Genomic DNA, 17,443 nt, shown 5'->3' with positions numbered 1-17,443 from the left:
CGTACTAATCGCTTTAGCTACATTTATAACTAAATTGTAACTGACTTCTAAATTAAACTTCAAAAGGCAATAATTGTGGGTAATAACCATATTATAACGTCCATTGCTAATCGTATTTTAACGATTACTATTTCAAGAGAATCTGCAAAAAATGCGTTGTCGTTAAGTATGTATAGCGAATTAACTAATGCATTAAAGTTATTGGATAACGATCCAGATTTGTATGTTGCAGTGATAACTGGCAGCCAAACTTGTTTTACGGCAGGTAACGATTTAAAAGACTTTATGTCTGGTGGAGCTTTAAATGAGCAACACCCTACAGTACAGTTTTTATATCAAATAGCCTCTACCAAAAAGCCTATTATAGCTGCAGTCGCAGGCCCAGCCATTGGTATTGGGACTACAATGTTATTACATTGTGATCTGGTATATGCAGCAAATAACTCAGTGTTCCAGTTACCTTTTGCCCAACTAGGTTTATGCCCAGAAGCGGGGTGTAGCGATATACTGCCGAGAATAACTGGACACGTTAAAGCATTTGAAATGGTGGTTTTAGGTGATAGGTTCTCGGCTCAAGATGCATTAGAGGTGGGGCTGATCAATAAAGTCAGTTCAGCAGAAGATGTGTTAAGCATCGCAAATGATGCCGCATTGAAACTTACTAAATTACCTGAAAATGCAGTTAGTACCAGTAAACAATTATTAAAACGAAATACTGAAAAGCGTGTGTTAGATTCAATTGCTGCTGAATTAGTCCAGTTTGAAACTTTATTAAATTCAGAACAAAGCCAAAAAATTATCTCGTCCTTCTTTAATCGGAAATAGGGAAAGGTTTACCAATTCACCCATTTCTCTAACCAATTATCGTATATATCAAACAGGTTCATAAGAAAGTAACCTAAAGAAGTGTGATCTTGTCGATAATTAATTTATCGCTCTGTAAAATTACTGTATAACGCTATTAATATATTTATTAGGTATAATAAATTAGATTTGTATTACTCTGGAGTAGTAAGTAAATGTCAGATTTGAGTTCACTGTCTTATCTCATCGTTGATGATGTTAGCTCTGTGCGAGTATTTTTACGACAAACTCTGGTTCATATGGAAGTGACCGAAATTTATGAAGCCTCTTGTGGGGCAGATGCATTAGATGCATTTAAACAGCACATTCCGGATGTGGTGTTTTTGGATATTGAATTACCAGACTCTGATGGCCAAGAAATATTAAAACAAATTCGAAGTATTAAAAGTAATGCATTTGTCGTTATGGTTTCGGCGCATAGTACAGTAGACATTGTGAAGTACTCACTATCTCATGGGGCTGCTGGATTTATAGTTAAACCTTTTTCTCCTAAAAAGATAACGACCATTTTGAAAAAGTTTCAGGGGTAAATATTGATGAAATTAGAAGATATGCAGTCTTGTGCGCCCAAAGCACTCAAGTTACTTAAAACAATGGCCAATGAAAAAAGACTATTTATATTATGTAATTTATTAGACGGTGAATTGTCTGTGAATGACCTTGCAGAAAGAGTTGAACTCAGCCAGTCGGCTTTATCTCAACATCTAGCAATATTAAGACAAGATAAGTTTGTACAAACCAGAAAAGAATCTCAGACCGTATATTACTCTTTGTGTGGGGAAGATACTCAGCAAGTTATGGCATTACTTCATAAATTATATTCTTAACCTGAGCTAGTTAATATAAGAAAAAATTTGTATTAACAAACAGATATAAAAAAAGGAACCTAAGGGTTCCTTTTTTTATTGATTCATTTTACTGATTATTTTGCAGTGCCAATTCCGCATCGGCTTTCATTTCAGGTAAACCTAAACTGTCATACGCACTTATCATAATAGTCAGCGCATCTTTTACCGATGTACTTTGCTGGTAATATTCTAATACATATTTACAGCGGTTTAAGGCCGCGACATAAGCAGAACGACGCATATAATATTCAGCAATTACAATTTCATGGTGTGCCAGTTTATCTAACAAAATCATCATACGTTTTTTGGCGTCAGGGATATATTTACTTTCTGGGTAATTATCCACCAGTCGATTAAAGTCATTAAATGCGTCGCGTGAAGTCACCATGTCTTTGTCAGCATTCTCTATTCCAAAAAAGTCTTGAAATCCGTTTATCCCTGTTTCCATATTCACCAAACCTTTCATGTAGATAACATAGTCTAACTGAGGGTGGTTTGGGTTCAAATTGATAAAACGGTCTATTGAAGGTAAAGCTTCCGCAAACTTACCTGATTTATAATATGCAAATATCAAATCTAGTTGAACTTGGCGAGATAAAGGACCAAATGGGTACCTAGACTCTAAGTCGCTTAAAATAGTAATAGCACGGTTATACATGCCATCATTGAGCGATTTTTTCGCTTCGACATATCGAGCTTTAGGAGAATTATCTGATACACGTTCCACTTCATCTTCTGGCGAAGTGGTGCAACCTACAAGTGTTAGAGACAAAACTGTGAATATTGACAGTTGACGAAGAGTGTTAAAATTAAACATTATTTACTACCTGGAGAGTTTTCTTTTCTCGTTATCATAAAAATCGCGTAGAATACGAATATCGACGGCATTCTAACGTACTCTTCGTTAGCATGCACTTTCAAAATTCAAATTATTTATTATGACAAAACAAACAATTGAACTACAAGCACAAGTAAACGAAGAACAATTTGGCAAACGCTTAGATCAGGTTATTGCTGAATTATTTCCTGAATATTCACGCAGCAGACTTAAAGAGTGGATCTTAGCCGAAAAAGTTCAAGTCGATGGTGAAATAATTTCTAAACCTCGATTAAAAATGAACGGTGATGAAGATATTGTTATTCATGCTGAATTAGATATTGAAGTCCATCATCAACCTGAAGACATAAAACTTGAAATCATTTATGAAGATGATGATATTTTAGTAATCAACAAACCGACAGACTTAGTTGTGCACCCAGGTGCAGGGAATCAGTCGGGTACTATTTTAAATGCGTTGTTATACCATTTCCCAGAAATTGATAAAGTTCCGCGTGCTGGCATTGTTCATCGTTTGGATAAAGATACAACGGGACTCATGGTTGTAGCTAAAACCGTACCTGCTCAAACGCAACTTGTGGCAGATTTACAAGCTCGCCAAGTTACACGTGAATACGAAGCGGTATGTTTAGGGCGCTTAACTGCTGGGGGCTCGGTTGATAAACCAATTGGACGTCACCCAACAAAACGTACAAATATGGCGGTTAATGCATTTGGACGTGAATCAGTAACGCACTATCGACTGATAAAAAAATTCCGTGAACACACTCACATCAGGTTAAGACTAGAAACCGGACGTACCCACCAAATTAGGGTTCATATGTCTTATATTAAACATCCATTGGTTGGTGATGTTCAATACGGTGGCAGAGTTAGAACACCAAAAGGTGCATCTGAAGAGTTGTTGGCAACCATGCGAGGTTTCAAACGCCAAGCTTTACATGCAGCTATGTTGCGATTCCATCATCCGGTAACTGAAGAAGAAATGACATTTGAAGCTCCGTTGCCAGATGATTTTGTGAATTTGTTAGCGGCTCTAAATCAAGACTTAGAAGATCATAAAGATGACATGGATTACTGCTAGTTTTCCGTTTCTTGCGCAAGCATCGGTAAATAAAATTGGTGCAGTGACGACGACGAGAGAAAATGGTGTTTCCTTAACACCATTTAACTCGTTTAATCTTGCTACGCATGTAGGTGATAACTTATCTCACGTTCTAACCAACCGTGCTATTTTACGGGATTATTTGTCACAAGATGTTCAACACCCATCTGAACCGTTTTGGTTACAACAAACACATAGCTCAACGGTATTATCATTGCCTAACCAATATTTTTACGAATGTGCTACGGATACCGCGCCAATCGCAGATGCCAGTTTTACCCGTGAATCTTATGTTACCTGTGTGGTAATGACGGCAGATTGTTTACCTTTGTTAGTGGTAAATAATGACGCAACTGAAGTGGCCGCGATTCATGCTGGTTGGAAAGGTTTAGCGAATGGCATTATCGAAAAAACGATGAATGTGATGACTAGTTCAAATGATCAGCTACATGTTTGGTTAGGTCCAGCTATCGGCGCGAATGCTTTTGAAGTTGGGGAAGATGTACGTCATCAATTTGTTAGCCAATCTTCCCAATTTGATGCTTGTTTTGTACCCTATGAAGATAAGTCATTTAAATATTTAGCTGACATCTATCAAATCGCCAAATTGCAGTTACACGAGCTTGGCATCACACATATTTCAGGTGGAGATTATTGCACTTACTCACAACCTGAATTGTTTTTCTCATATCGGAGAGAAGGGCAAACTGGTCGTATGGCGTCGCTAATATGGATCAAACAATAACACATAGATAAGCGCCACTCTCATTTAATAAATAGTGTGGCCTTCCCCAAAATACACTCTATTCTAGAGTTTGTAATATTATCTTTTCTGTTTATTAGGCGGCGAATATGCGCGGCCAACTAGACATAAATTGAGTCAGAAGTGGTTCTATCTAAGCGTTTGTTTATCATGTTTGTAGAACAATTAGTAACCAGTTTATAGGTTGACGATTCGTCATCCATAGTATTCGTTATACATAGACCGTTGTGGCAATCTGCAAAACTATATCTTTGTTTTACCATTGAAATTTGAACTTACGTCCTCAAATTTACAATAACAAGATTATATTAATTAACTCTCAATTGAGGCAATGAAAATGCGTTTAGATAGATTAACCAACAAATTTCAGCAAGCTATTGCTGATGCTCAATCGTTGGCGTTAGGCCGTGATCACCAATATATTGAGCCAGTTCATGTTTTACAGGCACTATTGAATCAAAAGAACAGCACGATAATGACGATTTTACATCATTGTCATATCAGTGCCCCTGAGTTACGTTCAAAGGTTTCTCGAGAATTAGAAAGCATTCCAAAAGTCACAGGTGTTGGTGGCGATATTCAACTTGCACGCGGCACGGCATCAGCACTTAATCTGTGTGACAAACTCGCCCAACAACGCAAAGACAAATTTATAACGAGTGAAGTATTTTTATTAGCACTCGTGGATGACAATGGCGCAGCAGGCAAAATATTAAAGCTGTTAGGTTTAACCAAAGAGAAAATCGATGATGCGATAAACTCGTTACGCGGTGGTCAAAAAGTTGAAGACCAAAATGCAGAAGACACCAGACAAGCATTAGAAAAATACACGGTTGATTTAACTGAACGAGCTGAACAAGGTAAGCTCGATCCTGTTATAGGTCGCGATGAAGAAATTCGACGGACGGTGCAAGTATTGCAACGTAGAACCAAAAATAATCCAGTATTAATTGGTGAGCCGGGTGTTGGTAAAACCGCGATTGTTGAAGGTTTAGCACAAAGAATTATTAACGGTGAAGTACCTGAAGGACTAAAAGACAAACGTGTATTATCGTTAGATTTGGGAGCCTTAATTGCTGGGGCTAAATACAAAGGCGAGTTTGAAGAACGCTTAAAGTCAGTTCTAAATGAATTAGATAAAGAAGAAGGCCGCGTTATTTTATTCATAGATGAGATACATACTATGGTCGGCGCGGGTAAATCGGATGGCGCAATGGATGCAGGTAACATGTTAAAACCAGCATTAGCCCGTGGAGAGTTACATTGTGTTGGTGCAACAACATTAGATGAATACCGACAATATATTGAAAAAGACGCTGCGTTAGAACGCCGTTTTCAAAAAGTTCAAGTAGATGAGCCAAACGTAGAAGATACCATTGCGATATTACGTGGTTTAAAAGAGCGTTATGAATTACATCATTCCGTAGATATTACCGACCCAGCAATTGTTGCGGCGGCTAAGTTATCACATCGTTATATAAGTGATCGTCAATTGCCGGATAAAGCAATTGACTTAATTGATGAAGCGGGTTCTAGCATAAGAATGCAAATAGACTCTAAACCTGAAGAGTTAGAAAAATTAGAACGTAAAATTATTCAATTAAAACTAGAAGACAATGCGTTATTAAAAGAAACCGACGAAGCAAGTAAAAATCGCTTAATGATAATTCGCGAGCAAATAGCCAATTTGGATAGTAAATACAAAGAGCTAGAAGAAGTTTGGATTTCAGAAAAAGCAGCGTTAACAGGAACACAAAATATTAAGGAAGCACTAGAGCAGGCGAGAATGGACTTAGAAGTTGCTCGTCGTGCTAGTGATTTGCAACGAATGTCTGAATTGCAATATGGTCGAATTCCAGAATTAGAGAAGCAGCTGGACTTATCTGCACAAGTTGACATGCAAGGCATGAGCTTATTACGCAACAAAGTGACAGAGACTGAAATTGCAGAAGTGTTATCACGTTGGACAGGTATTCCAATTAACAAAATGCTTGAAAGTGAACGCGACAAACTCTTGTTATTAGAAGATCAGTTACATAAAAAAGTAGTAGGTCAGTCAGAAGCGGTCATTGCAGTGTCTAATGCAATTCGTCGTTCACGTGCTGGTTTATCTGATCCAAATCGACCTAATGGTTCATTTTTATTCTTAGGTCCAACAGGGGTTGGTAAAACAGAACTTACAAAAGCACTGGCGCATTTCTTATTTGACTCAGAAGACAATATGGTTCGCATAGATATGTCTGAGTTTATGGAAAAACATTCAGTAGCTCGTTTAATTGGTGCACCTCCAGGTTATGTTGGATATGAAGAAGGTGGCTATTTAACCGAAGCGGTTCGCCGTAAACCTTATTCAGTTATTCTATTAGATGAAGTTGAAAAGGCCCATCCAGATGTATTTAATATTCTATTGCAAGTATTGGATGAAGGTAGATTAACCGATGGTAAAGGCCGTACGGTAGACTTTAGAAACACAGTGATAATAATGACATCTAATTTAGGATCAGACATGATCCAAACGTTATATGTTAATGAATCTGAGGGTAATTATCAGCAAATGAAAGCGGCCGTTATGGACGTGGTTGGCAGTCACTTTAGACCTGAATTTATCAACCGTATTGATGACACTGTGGTATTCCACCCGTTAAATAAAGCTGAAATCAAAGAGATTGCCGTTATTCAATTAGCCGGTTTGCGTAAACGATTAGCGGAACAAGATGTGGAATTGGAGTTATCAGAGGCTGCATTAGATAAAATTGCTGATGCCGGATTTGATCCTGTCTATGGTGCTAGGCCACTAAAACGTGCGATTCAAATGTATATTGAAAATACTCTAGCGCAAGAATTATTAGCAGGGAATATCAAGCCTAAAGATAAAGTTGTGCTGGATATTGTTGATGATAAGTTTGTGATAGTGGAATAACAGAACTGTTATAAGTCGTATTTGTTAAGTTGTAAAAAAAAGAAGTGAAGCAGTCTTTAGTTTTATGCTCATATTGAGTGTTAAATTGAGGCTGCTTTTTTTATTTCAAATGCGGACGTCTCCTAGGGGGGAGAGAGTAGAGCTAAGCTGGATGCCAGAGCAAAAGCAGAAAGCGCTCCACAGGCAACAAATTGACTTAATTGTTTGTGCAAATTAGAGTGGCTTTAAACGTTATTTACACGCTAATAGAAATAGAGTCTATTTCAATTACGTTAGATGTTGTGTTTAACCAAAAAATTAATTTTACTGGGAGTTATTATTATGAGCAGTATTAAACATGGATTATCAATTGGCTTAGAACGGTTTGAAAATGACTTTTTTCTTTCATTAAAAGTGGTTGGTAAACTTACTCACGACGATTATAAAACAATTACACCCCTGCTAGATTCTGCACTAACTCAAGTAACTGACCCTAAAGTTAATGTGTTAATTGATGCTTCTGAACTTGAAGGTTGGGAGTTAAGAGCAGCATGGGATGACTTTAAACTTGGCCTTAAACATAACAATGAGTTTCATAGAATTGCCATTTACGGTAACCAGAAATGGTTAGCGGTCTCGGCAAAAATTGCAGATTGGTTCACGTCAGGTGAAGTTCAGCATTTTGAGAATTTACAAGACGCGGTTACTTGGGTTCAAAATAATCAATAGACTTACATTTTAGATTAATCCAAATGTTTGAATATTATGTTTTAAAGGGCAATTAATGACTAAACAAAAAGTGGTAATAATTACAGGAGGAGGTCGTGGTATTGGTGCCGCAACAGCGACGCTTTTTGCAGATAACGGTTACGCCATTTGTATTAATTATAAAAATAACTCACAAGCCGCAGAGTCTTTAGCTGAGCGTATCAAAGATAAAGGTGGTAAATGTATTACGGTACAAGCAGATGTCTCTTGTGAGCAAGATGTAGAGCGATTGTTCACAACGGTTGACATAGAATTAGGTCAGTTATCAATCCTGATTAATAACGCTGGAATTTTAAAACAACAATCACGCTTAGAGCAGATGAATGCACAGCGGATAAATGAAATTCTCATTAACAACGTTACCAGTTATTTTATTTGTAGCCGAGAAGCGGTTAAACGTATGTCTACCAAGAATGGAGGTTTAGGCGGCGTTATTGTTAATGTCTCGTCTGGCGCAGCAAGGTCTGGATCACCAAACGAATACATCGATTATGCTGCTTCCAAAGGTGCAATAGATACCCTTACAAAAGGACTTTCATTAGAAGTTGCTGATGAAGGTATTAGAGTAAATTGTGTACGCCCTGGTTTAATTCACACCGACATGCATGCCGATGGCGGAGAACCTGACCGAATCGAAAGATTAAAAGATTTGATACCATTAAAAAGAGGCGGGTTTCCAATAGAAGTTGCCGAAGCTATTTTTTGGTTGGCGTCTGAGAAGTCGTCATTTTCGACAGGTAACTTCTTAGATTTAGCTGGTGGTTTGTAATCAAGATTAGCGAATGAAGCGTTAATCTTTAATAACTAGGTATTAATCAACCAAACGATTTTTCTTCATCATTTGTTGTCTTAACTGCTCGGTTTTGAACCCTAATCGGGTCATTACTTCGTCAGAGATATCAATGACATCACCGACACCAATGATGCTCCATAAGCGCTCTTCTAGTTCTTGCGCTCGGTGAATGGCGTAATTACCAACGTAAGCTAGTTCTTTGGCGATATAGTCCATGTCAGGACGACCTGTTCTTGATATAAAGATACGATATGCAAAGAACAAATCTGACTGTAATGTTGAGCTAACAAAACTAGCCAATTTTTCATTGGTCATAAATTGATCATTGTATTGAGCAATGAAAGCACGATCTTCTGTTTCTTCTCTTGGGCGGAAGCGAACATATAAATCAATATATTCTGGTCTGTCAGTGCGTTTTAATTTTGTTAACACAGGTGCGAAAACTGAAATTAATGCATTGCCTTTTAATAATGGATAAAAGGTAGTTGCATGATCATCTGGTTTATACTTTTGTAACATCTGATGCAATAAATTAGTTTCAGTACCTTTACCAACCGTATTAACCTTTAATTTGCTGTTTTCTTTGGCAAAATAAACTGGCAGGTTGTGAATGCTTTTAGCTGCAATATTACGTAAACATTTAGATAATCCTGGGAATTTACTCTGCATTTTAGCCGGCGTTAATTTACTTATATTCTGACTGATCAAACGTCTAAAAAATGTCGCAGCAGGGTGTTCACCATTAGGTTCGTACGTACGAAGGTTCATAATGAGTTTATTACGCGAAATAGTCATTACTTCATAAGGTAATTTTTGCAATTTAAATGCTTTGGTGACTTTTTGAAAATCAGGCATCGCCAATAAAATGATGTCGCCTTTTTTATGTTCACCAGCCTCTTCAAGGACTATCTGTAAACCATGTTCGGAAAAGTCCCTTGTTTCACCTTTAATATTTTCCTCAGACTCTGGATCTTCAATGGTGATCCCTGACTTATAAAGGTAACGAGCTTCAGAACGTAAATTAACGTACTCAATTGATTCTACTGCAACAGAAATATAACGTTTTAACTTTGGATGACCAAAGTGAGTTAATTTGGGAACTAACGCTTGATTAAACTTGTGATTTACTTGGTACTGCTCAGCAAAGTCATCGCCTTTAATTGGGGTCATACTGACCACGTATTTTAAATCTTTCAACATCGCCATAATTTTGTCAGACGGAGGTTGGTTTAATTGCTTTATTTCTTCACCGGCGCTATCAGGAATAGATAATGGTAAATAAGCGTCTTTTTCATTGGCGATTGATATTTGTAATTTGAATACCTTCCAACTGGCTTTTTTGGCACCAAAACCAAGAAAAGCACTTTTTAAATCTGGCTGTTGGTTTAACTCTTCTGATGTTGCACTGTAAAAATAGAGTTTGCCTTGTTTAGCATGGGTAAAACAAAATAATAAAGACTCGTTAACCAAATTGTCAGAATCTATAATAGCTTCTAACCTTGGTTTATTTAGGATCTGTTGCAAAACTAAGTTTTTATTTTCATCACTAAAATAACCTAACGTTTCACGATTATTTTCTGTAGCGAGTGCCATAGTCGGTAATAATCTGCCTTGTATTTCACGCATGAAAACAGGTAAGAAAGTCGATCTTGGCAAGTAATATTGTTCAAAACCTTTGATAATAATAGCGTCTAAGGTATTTTCTAAATTGACTTTATATTTACGTTTATTGCCGTTAATAAAGGTACTTAAAAATTCGTCAAAAGACGTAACATCTTCGGCAAAAGAACGTTTCATGCGAATATAATTGTAATTGGCGCCGGCACTTTCTATCCCGACAATTTCATATTGAATACCGTCTTTTAAACCAAGAGAAAACTCTTCCTCCAGACCAGTTAAATACAGAGCCACTTTTTGCCCTAAGGCGACTTCTTTGGCCGCTGGAATTTTAACTTTAGCGCCACTAATAGACAGATCACTTGTACTGGCTTTTAATACATTGCCAATACCAAATTGCAATTCAACATTAATGCTGAAGTTCATCCGTTCTTCGTGCCGTATCCCATATTGGGTAAAGTGAACAATTTCTCCGCCATAGTCTGATATAACTTTCTCTACTACTTTATTTGTTTTTTTAACTACTTGAGTAGGGGCTAATGATTTGTCTTTTTCAACTTGACGCTTTTCTTGTTGGATCTTATGCATAATCCTAAAGTTGTTGTCAGCTTGTAAAACCGTTTCATAAACACCTATGGTGTAACGGCCAAACTTTTCAACTTGCTCAAGAAATATATTTTTGGCTAATTCGTCAAGGTAATGAATTTGACCTTTGTGCTCAAAGATAGTGGGTTCACCATCTACACTGCCGCGAAGATCGATAAGTCGATTACAAGGTTGAGCTAAACGTTTGAGCTCCATCTTGATCAGGAATTGCTTTGATTTAGGCACATCATCAGTCGCGGCTTTGAACTGAGCGTCAAAATCCGGTTGATTGATCACTGCTTTTAGATCTTCAATGATGCCATTGAATTCCTGTAAGTCAGCTGCCATAAATTAAGTAACCCCTTGTTTTTATTATTCTTACTGGTTAATAGTAATTAAAGTCATAGCCATTATTAATCATCAGTTATTTAAGGTTAATTGATTGATATTGCTATGCTATTTTGTCTAGTGTCTAACCTAAGCAACATATATGCCATAGAAAATTAGAATAAGATTCTAAAGCAACTCGTTTGCCAGATACAAGACACCATTCAATTAATTGCGTATTAGAAATTAGTTTAAGCTTATTGTAAGCATTATTATCGGGTAAACTTCAATAGATGCTGTGTGACTTAAATGTATAAAGGAAATGTTAAATAAATGGCAAAAGCAAAAATAGCGTATGTATGTAGTGATTGTGGTGGTGAATTTCCGCGTTGGCAAGGGCAATGTAGCGAATGTGGGGCTTGGAATACCATATCAGAGTTTCGTGTTGCGCCTAAACAAAGTTCCGCTACTGCAAAATATGTTGGTTATGCTGGTCAAGTTGAAAATAAAGTACAAACGTTAAGTAATATTGATTTACAAGCTTTACCAAGATTTAGCAGCGGTTATAAAGAGTTAGATCGAGTGTTAGGCGGCGGTATTGTTCCGGGATCAGCCATTTTAATTGGTGGTAGTCCTGGCGCGGGTAAAAGTACATTATTGTTACAAACAATGTGTTATTTAGCTCAACACATGACTACTTTATATGTCACCGGTGAAGAAAGTTTACAGCAAGTGGCTATGCGAGCCCATAGATTAGGTTTGCCGTCAGATAAGTTAAATGTGTTGGCAGAAACCAACGTTGAAACGATTTGTACCCATGCTGTTAATCTAAAGCCGGCGATTATTGTTGTAGACTCGATTCAAGTTATGCATGTTTTAGATGTGCAATCAGCGCCTGGAAGTGTTTCTCAAGTAAGAGAAGGTGCGGCGTATCTAACTCGCTTTGCTAAACAAAATAATGTGGCGGTTGTGTTAGTTGGACACGTAACTAAGGATGGCTCATTAGCGGGACCAAAAGTGTTAGAGCATTGTATTGATGCGAGTGTGATGCTTGATGGTGATGAAGATGGCAGATATAGAACATTAAGAGGCACCAAAAATAGATTTGGTGCGGTAAATGAGTTAGGTGTTTTTGCCATGACGGACAAAGGATTAAAAGAAGTCACTAATCCGTCTGCTATATTTTTAAACCGAGCTGAAGGAGATTCGTCCGGGAGTTCTGTAACTGTATTGTGGGAGGGAACCCGCCCACTATTAGTTGAAATTCAAGCGTTAGTCGATGCATCTCAAATGGGTAACCCAAGACGAATTGCTGTTGGTTTAGATCAAAATAGATTAGCAATGTTATTAGCGGTATTACATCGACACGGTGGCTTGATGTTAGGGGACCAAGACGTATTTGTGAATGTTGTTGGCGGTGTCAAAGTGTCAGAAACCAGCGTAGATTTGGCATTATTATTAGCTATGGTTTCAAGTTTTAGAGATCAACCGCTAGATCGTGAATTAGTCGTTTTTGGAGAAGTGGGGTTAGCCGGCGAAATACGCCCAGTGCCTAGCGGACAAGAAAGACTGAGGGAAGCGGCAAAACATGGTTTTAAAAAAGCCATAGTCCCAAAGGCTAATATGCCGAAAGACGCCATACCGGGTATGAAAGTTATTGGTATAGCAAGACTGTCAGAAGCATTAGAGCATTTATAAAAATCAAAGCTAAAAACACATGGAAAGCGCTTATAACCAAGCATAGTGTTAGATATTAGGCGTTAAATGTTTGATTTTTGTGATGCAAAGCAGGCAAAGATCAAACGATTTTAAGGGTAAGTTAAACTTGTAAGCTCTCTATCTAATATATCTTCATTGCCCAAGTTAAGGGCAATTAAGCGTTTTAAATGGGACACACTGTCCAAATCAATTTTAGAACAGACGATGCCTATATTATGATGTTCAACATGGGTAATTGACCCTTCAATGTTTATTTCTATTTCTGTGTCTGGCAAGGTAAATGACAAAGTACATGATTTGTTTACCGAGTCATCAAGTTCTTGTGTATAACTGACTAGAGCGCCTTTTAACGACAAGTCAACCAAACTGGTCTGGAAAGTTTGACCTTGTATGGTTAATTGAGCAGGGGTAGAAAAAATGATGCGAGTAAAACGTCTATTATCTTCCATGGTCAAACCTTATTAGCTGAATTGAGTTTAATTATAAGAACAAATAGTGTTTGTTAGCATGGAACTAGAAAACGTAAATTGCAAGTAATAAAAAAGGGCTGTTAGCCCTTTTAATTATTAAATAAAATTACAATATTAGTTTAAACGTTTATATTTAATTCTATGTGGTTCAGTCGCTGCTGCACCATAGGTTTTTTTCAACCATTCGTCATATTCAGTAAAGTTACCTTCAAAGAAACTCACTTGACCTTCATCGCGATAATCGATTATGTGAGTTGCAATTCTATCTAGGAACCAACGGTCATGTGAAATAACCATAGCACAACCTGGGAATTCTAGAATCGCTTCTTCCAATGCTCGTAAAGTCTCAATATCCAAGTCATTTGTTGGTTCGTCGAGTAATAATACATTACCACCGGTTTTAACTAACTTAGCTAAATGAACACGATTACGCTCACCACCAGACAGCTGACCAATAACTTTTTGTTGATCGGTGCCTTTAAAGTTAAAGCGGCTCACATAAGCGCGCGCTGGTACTTCATAATTACCGATTTGGATCAGTTCACTGCCTTCCGATATTTCTTCATAAACCGTTTTAGAATCTTCCATATCGTCACGGAATTGATCAACACTGGCCAGTTTTACTGTTTCACCTAGGGTGACGGTGCCCGAGTCTGGGGTTTCAGCGCCGGAAAGCATTTTAAATAAAGTCGATTTACCTGCGCCGTTAGCGCCAATAATACCGACAATAGCGCCTTTAGGAATAGAGAAACTTAAATCATCAATCAAGACACGATCGCCATACGATTTAGTTAAATTCTCAACGTCAATGACTTTATCGCCAAGTCGAGGCCCAGGTGGAATATATAATTCATTGGTTTCATTACGCTTTTGGTTTTCATTACTTGATAATTCTTCAAAGCGAGCCATACGGGCTTTACTTTTTGCTTGACGTCCCTTGGGATTAGAGCGAACCCAGTCAAGCTCATGTTTAATGGTTTTTGCTAAGGCATTTTCGGTACGTTTCTCTTGTTCAAGACGTGCGTCTTTTTGCTCAAGCCAGTTGGTGTAATTACCTTCATAAGGAATGCCGTGGCCACGGTCTAATTCTAAAATCCAACCAGCTACATTATCTAAGAAATATCTATCATGGGTTATGGCTACAACTGTACCTGAGTAATCATGTAAGAAACGCTCCAACCAAGCTACTGATTCCGCATCCAAGTGGTTAGTTGGTTCATCAAGTAATAACATGTCTGGTTTTTCAAGTAATAAACGACACAAGGCTACACGACGACGTTCACCACCACTGAGAACTGCAATCTTTTGGTCCCATTCTGGTAAACGTAAAGCGTCTGCTGCACGCTCTAAAACATTATCGATGTTGTGGCCATCTTGAGCGTTGATAATATCTTCTAATTGACCTTGCTCTTTAGCCAGTTTATCAAAGTCAGCACCTTCTTCAGCATATTCACTATAAACTTGGTCAAGACGCGCCATCGCATTTTTTACTTCAGATACTGCTTCTTCAACCGCTTCACGCACAGTTTGGTTTTCATCAAGTTGAGGTTCCTGAGGCAAATAACCTACTTTGGTGCCGGAAAGAAGTTTTGCTTCACCTTCAAATTCAGTATCAACACCCGCCATGATTTTGAGTAAGCTTGATTTACCTGACCCGTTTAAACCCAAAACACCAATTTTAGCGCCAGGGAAAAAACTTAATGAAATGTCTTTTAATATTGTACGTTTCGGTGGAACAATCTTGGAAACGCGGTTCATCGACATGATGAATTTATCTGGTAACGGCTGAGCCATATTGAGACCTTAAAAATAAAAGTGGATGTTCGTTTCACTGCCAGTATTTAGCAATGTTGAATGGTTTATATAAGCCATTCAAATGTATTAAGGATGGTATCGGATTAAGGCTTGTAAGATCAACTAATAAAGGTGTAATTGACGAACTATTAAACATTGAAAAACCAATAGAATAAGTCTCAAATGTAGGGTTTTAGTTTAAATTAATCTACTTTTAAAAGGTCAGCTAATAAACATTTAAATTAGAATTTTGGCTTGCTCTAAATGGCTCACCTAGTTAATCTTTAATAAAATCCTCAAGAAAGTAAGAATATGGAAGTTTACTCACACGCTAGCAAATATAATGAATGGAAAGACATCTACAATTGGGGCACTTGTAAAGCAGGGAGGGAGGAGTACGGTACTTTTTTAGCCTCACATTTAACATCTGGTAGTCGAGTAATAAACCTCAATGGTCAATTTGGATCTGGTAAGACTCAGTTCGTTAGACGCTTATATACTCACTTAGCTAAAGAGAAACACCCTGTAGTTTACTTTGACGTTTGGGAGAGTGACTTTTCTAACAACCCTCTAGCTATTATCTGCAGTGAGTTAATTCAACAATTAGAAAATGTATTTGATAAAGAAGCTCCAAGAGATAAATACAGTCTTAGTACCAAGGCGAAAAGGACATTAAATGCTTTAAAAAAGTCCCTTAGTACTGGTCTAAAAGCATTTGCTGCAGCTTCTTTAGTTGCAGGTGAACCAGCATCTTCAAAAATTTCATCGTCAACCGCAAAAGTTCTTGATGCTACTCCTGATATTGATCCAAGAAGTCATTCTAAAAAGTTGATTGATTCAGTTAAAGACTTACATATAGAAGCCGTAATCGCTTTGAAAGATATTAAAGAACACATAACAACACTGTCAGTGTTTATGGAAGATATATATGATCTTAAAGTCCCTATCATAATAATTATTGATGAATTAGACAGATGTCGGCCAACTTATGCAGTAGAGGTATTAGAAGTTGTTAAACACTTTTTTGAAACTAATGGTTGTACTTTCCTATTATCAACTAACACTGATGTATTAGAGCAATCTATCCAATCTATATATGGTTCAAAATTTGACTCCAAACATTATTTGCGCCGTTTTTTTGATAGAAAAGTTAATTTGCCACAAGTATCAATTGAGAATTATATGGCTACGACAGAAGATAGGTTTACTCATTACAACAATCCAAACGTAATTATAAATCCATATCATGAGAATCATTATGACAACGCAGAACTGTTCGCTTGTTTATTTAAATCAAATGATATGGAGTTAAGAGATATAGACCAAGTCCTAAGTAGGTATTTTGCAACTTTGGACTATATCAATAGATTAGCTGAAGAATCTCCCGTTGTTGTAAACTCGGTGGTCTTAATTGCAGGGTTAATAGGGCAGCATTCAGACAAAATTTGGTTAACAGAGCGTAGAAATGACACTGAGACTGAAGTACCTATTATTAGAACTAATACCGAGGATTGTCAATTTAATGTTGAGTCCGTTGTTAGCTCAATGTTTCGCTGCGTCAGTTTAGGTAAATCAAAAACTAAATATGAAGGGAACGGTTACTCGAACGATTTTTTCAATGGTCCTGTTGAAATGTTGGCATTACAAACAACTGACTTCTCGAAAATAAATTTATTTAGAGATACTCGTAAGCATAATATAAGCAAAGAGTTGTTAATAAAAATAGTATCGGATTTCAATAATGAAAATTATAAATACTGGCTTTGGGAAGATCATCAAAAAGTTATCGAATTATCAGGGCATATTGAATAACAACATAGGCACGATTGTCTTAAATCTATGTTTTGATAACCATATAAATAACTCATACGCATACTTATAAGTTTCATAATTTAATAGCTGTAAAACCCGAAAGCCAAATAAACGATTCGCACGATACTTAATTGTTCTAAATCATAAATATTTCTAATGCTCCGGCTATATTATTTTTTTTAATTTGCGCGTATTATACGGCCAAATTTTGTTTTGTAACTTCAACTTTTAACCATTGTTA

General features: G+C 37.1%; 14 protein-coding genes. 10 read left to right on the top strand and 4 right to left on the bottom strand.

Annotated elements, in window-relative coordinates:
• Positions 1-75 precede the first annotated feature (75 nt).
• The 3 genes from RT723_RS07150 (at position 76) to RT723_RS07140 (ending at position 1,691) form a co-directional block, all read left to right on the top strand.
• The gene (locus tag RT723_RS07150; protein ID WP_315946469.1) at positions 76-825 is read left to right on the top strand and encodes an enoyl-CoA hydratase; all 750 of its coding nucleotides are present in this window, start codon (positions 76-78) and stop codon (positions 823-825) included.
• A gap of 194 nt (positions 826-1,019) precedes the next feature.
• On the top strand, positions 1,020-1,394 hold the full coding sequence (locus RT723_RS07145; RefSeq protein WP_315946468.1) for a response regulator: 375 nt from the start codon (positions 1,020-1,022) through the stop codon (positions 1,392-1,394).
• A gap of 6 nt (positions 1,395-1,400) precedes the next feature.
• A complete protein-coding gene (locus RT723_RS07140) occupies positions 1,401-1,691 on the top strand; it encodes an ArsR/SmtB family transcription factor (protein ID WP_216054571.1) in 291 nt (96 codons plus the stop codon).
• Between the two features lie 88 nt (positions 1,692-1,779).
• Here RT723_RS07140 and RT723_RS07135 read toward each other — a convergent pair whose 3' ends face one another.
• Positions 1,780-2,529: an outer membrane protein assembly factor BamD gene (locus RT723_RS07135; protein WP_315946467.1), complete on the bottom strand. Its 750-nt coding sequence runs from the start codon at positions 2,527-2,529 to the stop codon at positions 1,780-1,782.
• Positions 2,530-2,650: 121 nt separating this feature from the next.
• Between RT723_RS07135 and rluD the strand changes: the two genes are divergently transcribed.
• The 5 genes from rluD (at position 2,651) to RT723_RS07110 (ending at position 8,854) form a co-directional block, all read left to right on the top strand.
• Positions 2,651-3,634, top strand: coding sequence for a 23S rRNA pseudouridine(1911/1915/1917) synthase RluD (gene rluD / locus RT723_RS07130; protein ID WP_315946466.1), 984 nt, complete (start codon positions 2,651-2,653; stop codon positions 3,632-3,634).
• A complete protein-coding gene (gene pgeF, locus RT723_RS07125) occupies positions 3,615-4,400 on the top strand; it encodes a peptidoglycan editing factor PgeF (RefSeq protein WP_315946465.1) in 786 nt (261 codons plus the stop codon). The genes rluD and pgeF overlap by 20 nt, the downstream gene beginning before the upstream one ends.
• Positions 4,401-4,755: 355 nt before the next feature.
• Positions 4,756-7,338, top strand: coding sequence for an ATP-dependent chaperone ClpB (clpB, locus tag RT723_RS07120; protein WP_216054457.1), 2,583 nt, complete (start codon positions 4,756-4,758; stop codon positions 7,336-7,338).
• A gap of 321 nt (positions 7,339-7,659) precedes the next feature.
• A complete protein-coding gene (locus RT723_RS07115; protein ID WP_315946464.1) occupies positions 7,660-8,046 on the top strand; it encodes a SpoIIAA family protein in 387 nt (128 codons plus the stop codon).
• A gap of 55 nt (positions 8,047-8,101) precedes the next feature.
• A complete protein-coding gene (locus tag RT723_RS07110) occupies positions 8,102-8,854 on the top strand; it encodes an SDR family oxidoreductase (protein ID WP_315946463.1) in 753 nt (250 codons plus the stop codon).
• Positions 8,855-8,896: 42 nt separating this feature from the next.
• Here the strand turns inward: RT723_RS07110 and RT723_RS07105 are convergent, their stop codons facing one another.
• Entirely contained in the window at positions 8,897-11,428 is a 2,532-nt protein-coding gene (locus RT723_RS07105) for a PilZ domain-containing protein (protein WP_315946462.1), read from the bottom strand.
• A gap of 312 nt (positions 11,429-11,740) precedes the next feature.
• On the opposite strand from RT723_RS07105, the gene radA reads away from it, so the two are divergent.
• On the top strand, positions 11,741-13,105 hold the full coding sequence (gene radA, locus RT723_RS07100) for a DNA repair protein RadA (RefSeq protein ID WP_315946461.1): 1,365 nt from the start codon (positions 11,741-11,743) through the stop codon (positions 13,103-13,105).
• A 110-nt stretch (positions 13,106-13,215) separates the two neighbouring features.
• On the opposite strand, the gene RT723_RS07095 is transcribed toward radA, so the two are convergent.
• Positions 13,216-13,575, bottom strand: a complete 360-nt coding sequence (locus RT723_RS07095) for a PilZ domain-containing protein (RefSeq protein ID WP_315946460.1) — start codon at positions 13,573-13,575, stop codon at positions 13,216-13,218.
• A gap of 135 nt (positions 13,576-13,710) precedes the next feature.
• Positions 13,711-15,390 (bottom strand): energy-dependent translational throttle protein EttA, encoded by a 1,680-nt coding sequence (gene ettA / locus RT723_RS07090; RefSeq protein WP_315946459.1) that lies wholly within the window; start codon positions 15,388-15,390, stop codon positions 13,711-13,713.
• 312 nt (positions 15,391-15,702) lie between these two features.
• Between ettA and RT723_RS07085 the strand changes: the two genes are divergently transcribed.
• Entirely contained in the window at positions 15,703-17,202 is a 1,500-nt protein-coding gene (locus RT723_RS07085; RefSeq protein ID WP_315946458.1) for a KAP family P-loop NTPase fold protein, read from the top strand.
• Positions 17,203-17,443 lie beyond the last annotated feature (241 nt).

Origin of the sequence: Psychrosphaera aquimarina, from assembly GCF_032461525.1 — a bacterium.
Lineage (GTDB): Bacteria > Pseudomonadota > Gammaproteobacteria > Enterobacterales > Alteromonadaceae > Psychrosphaera > Psychrosphaera aquimarina.
Note: the sequence above shows the minus strand (reverse complement) of the source record. Positions and strands in the feature narration are given on the sequence as shown.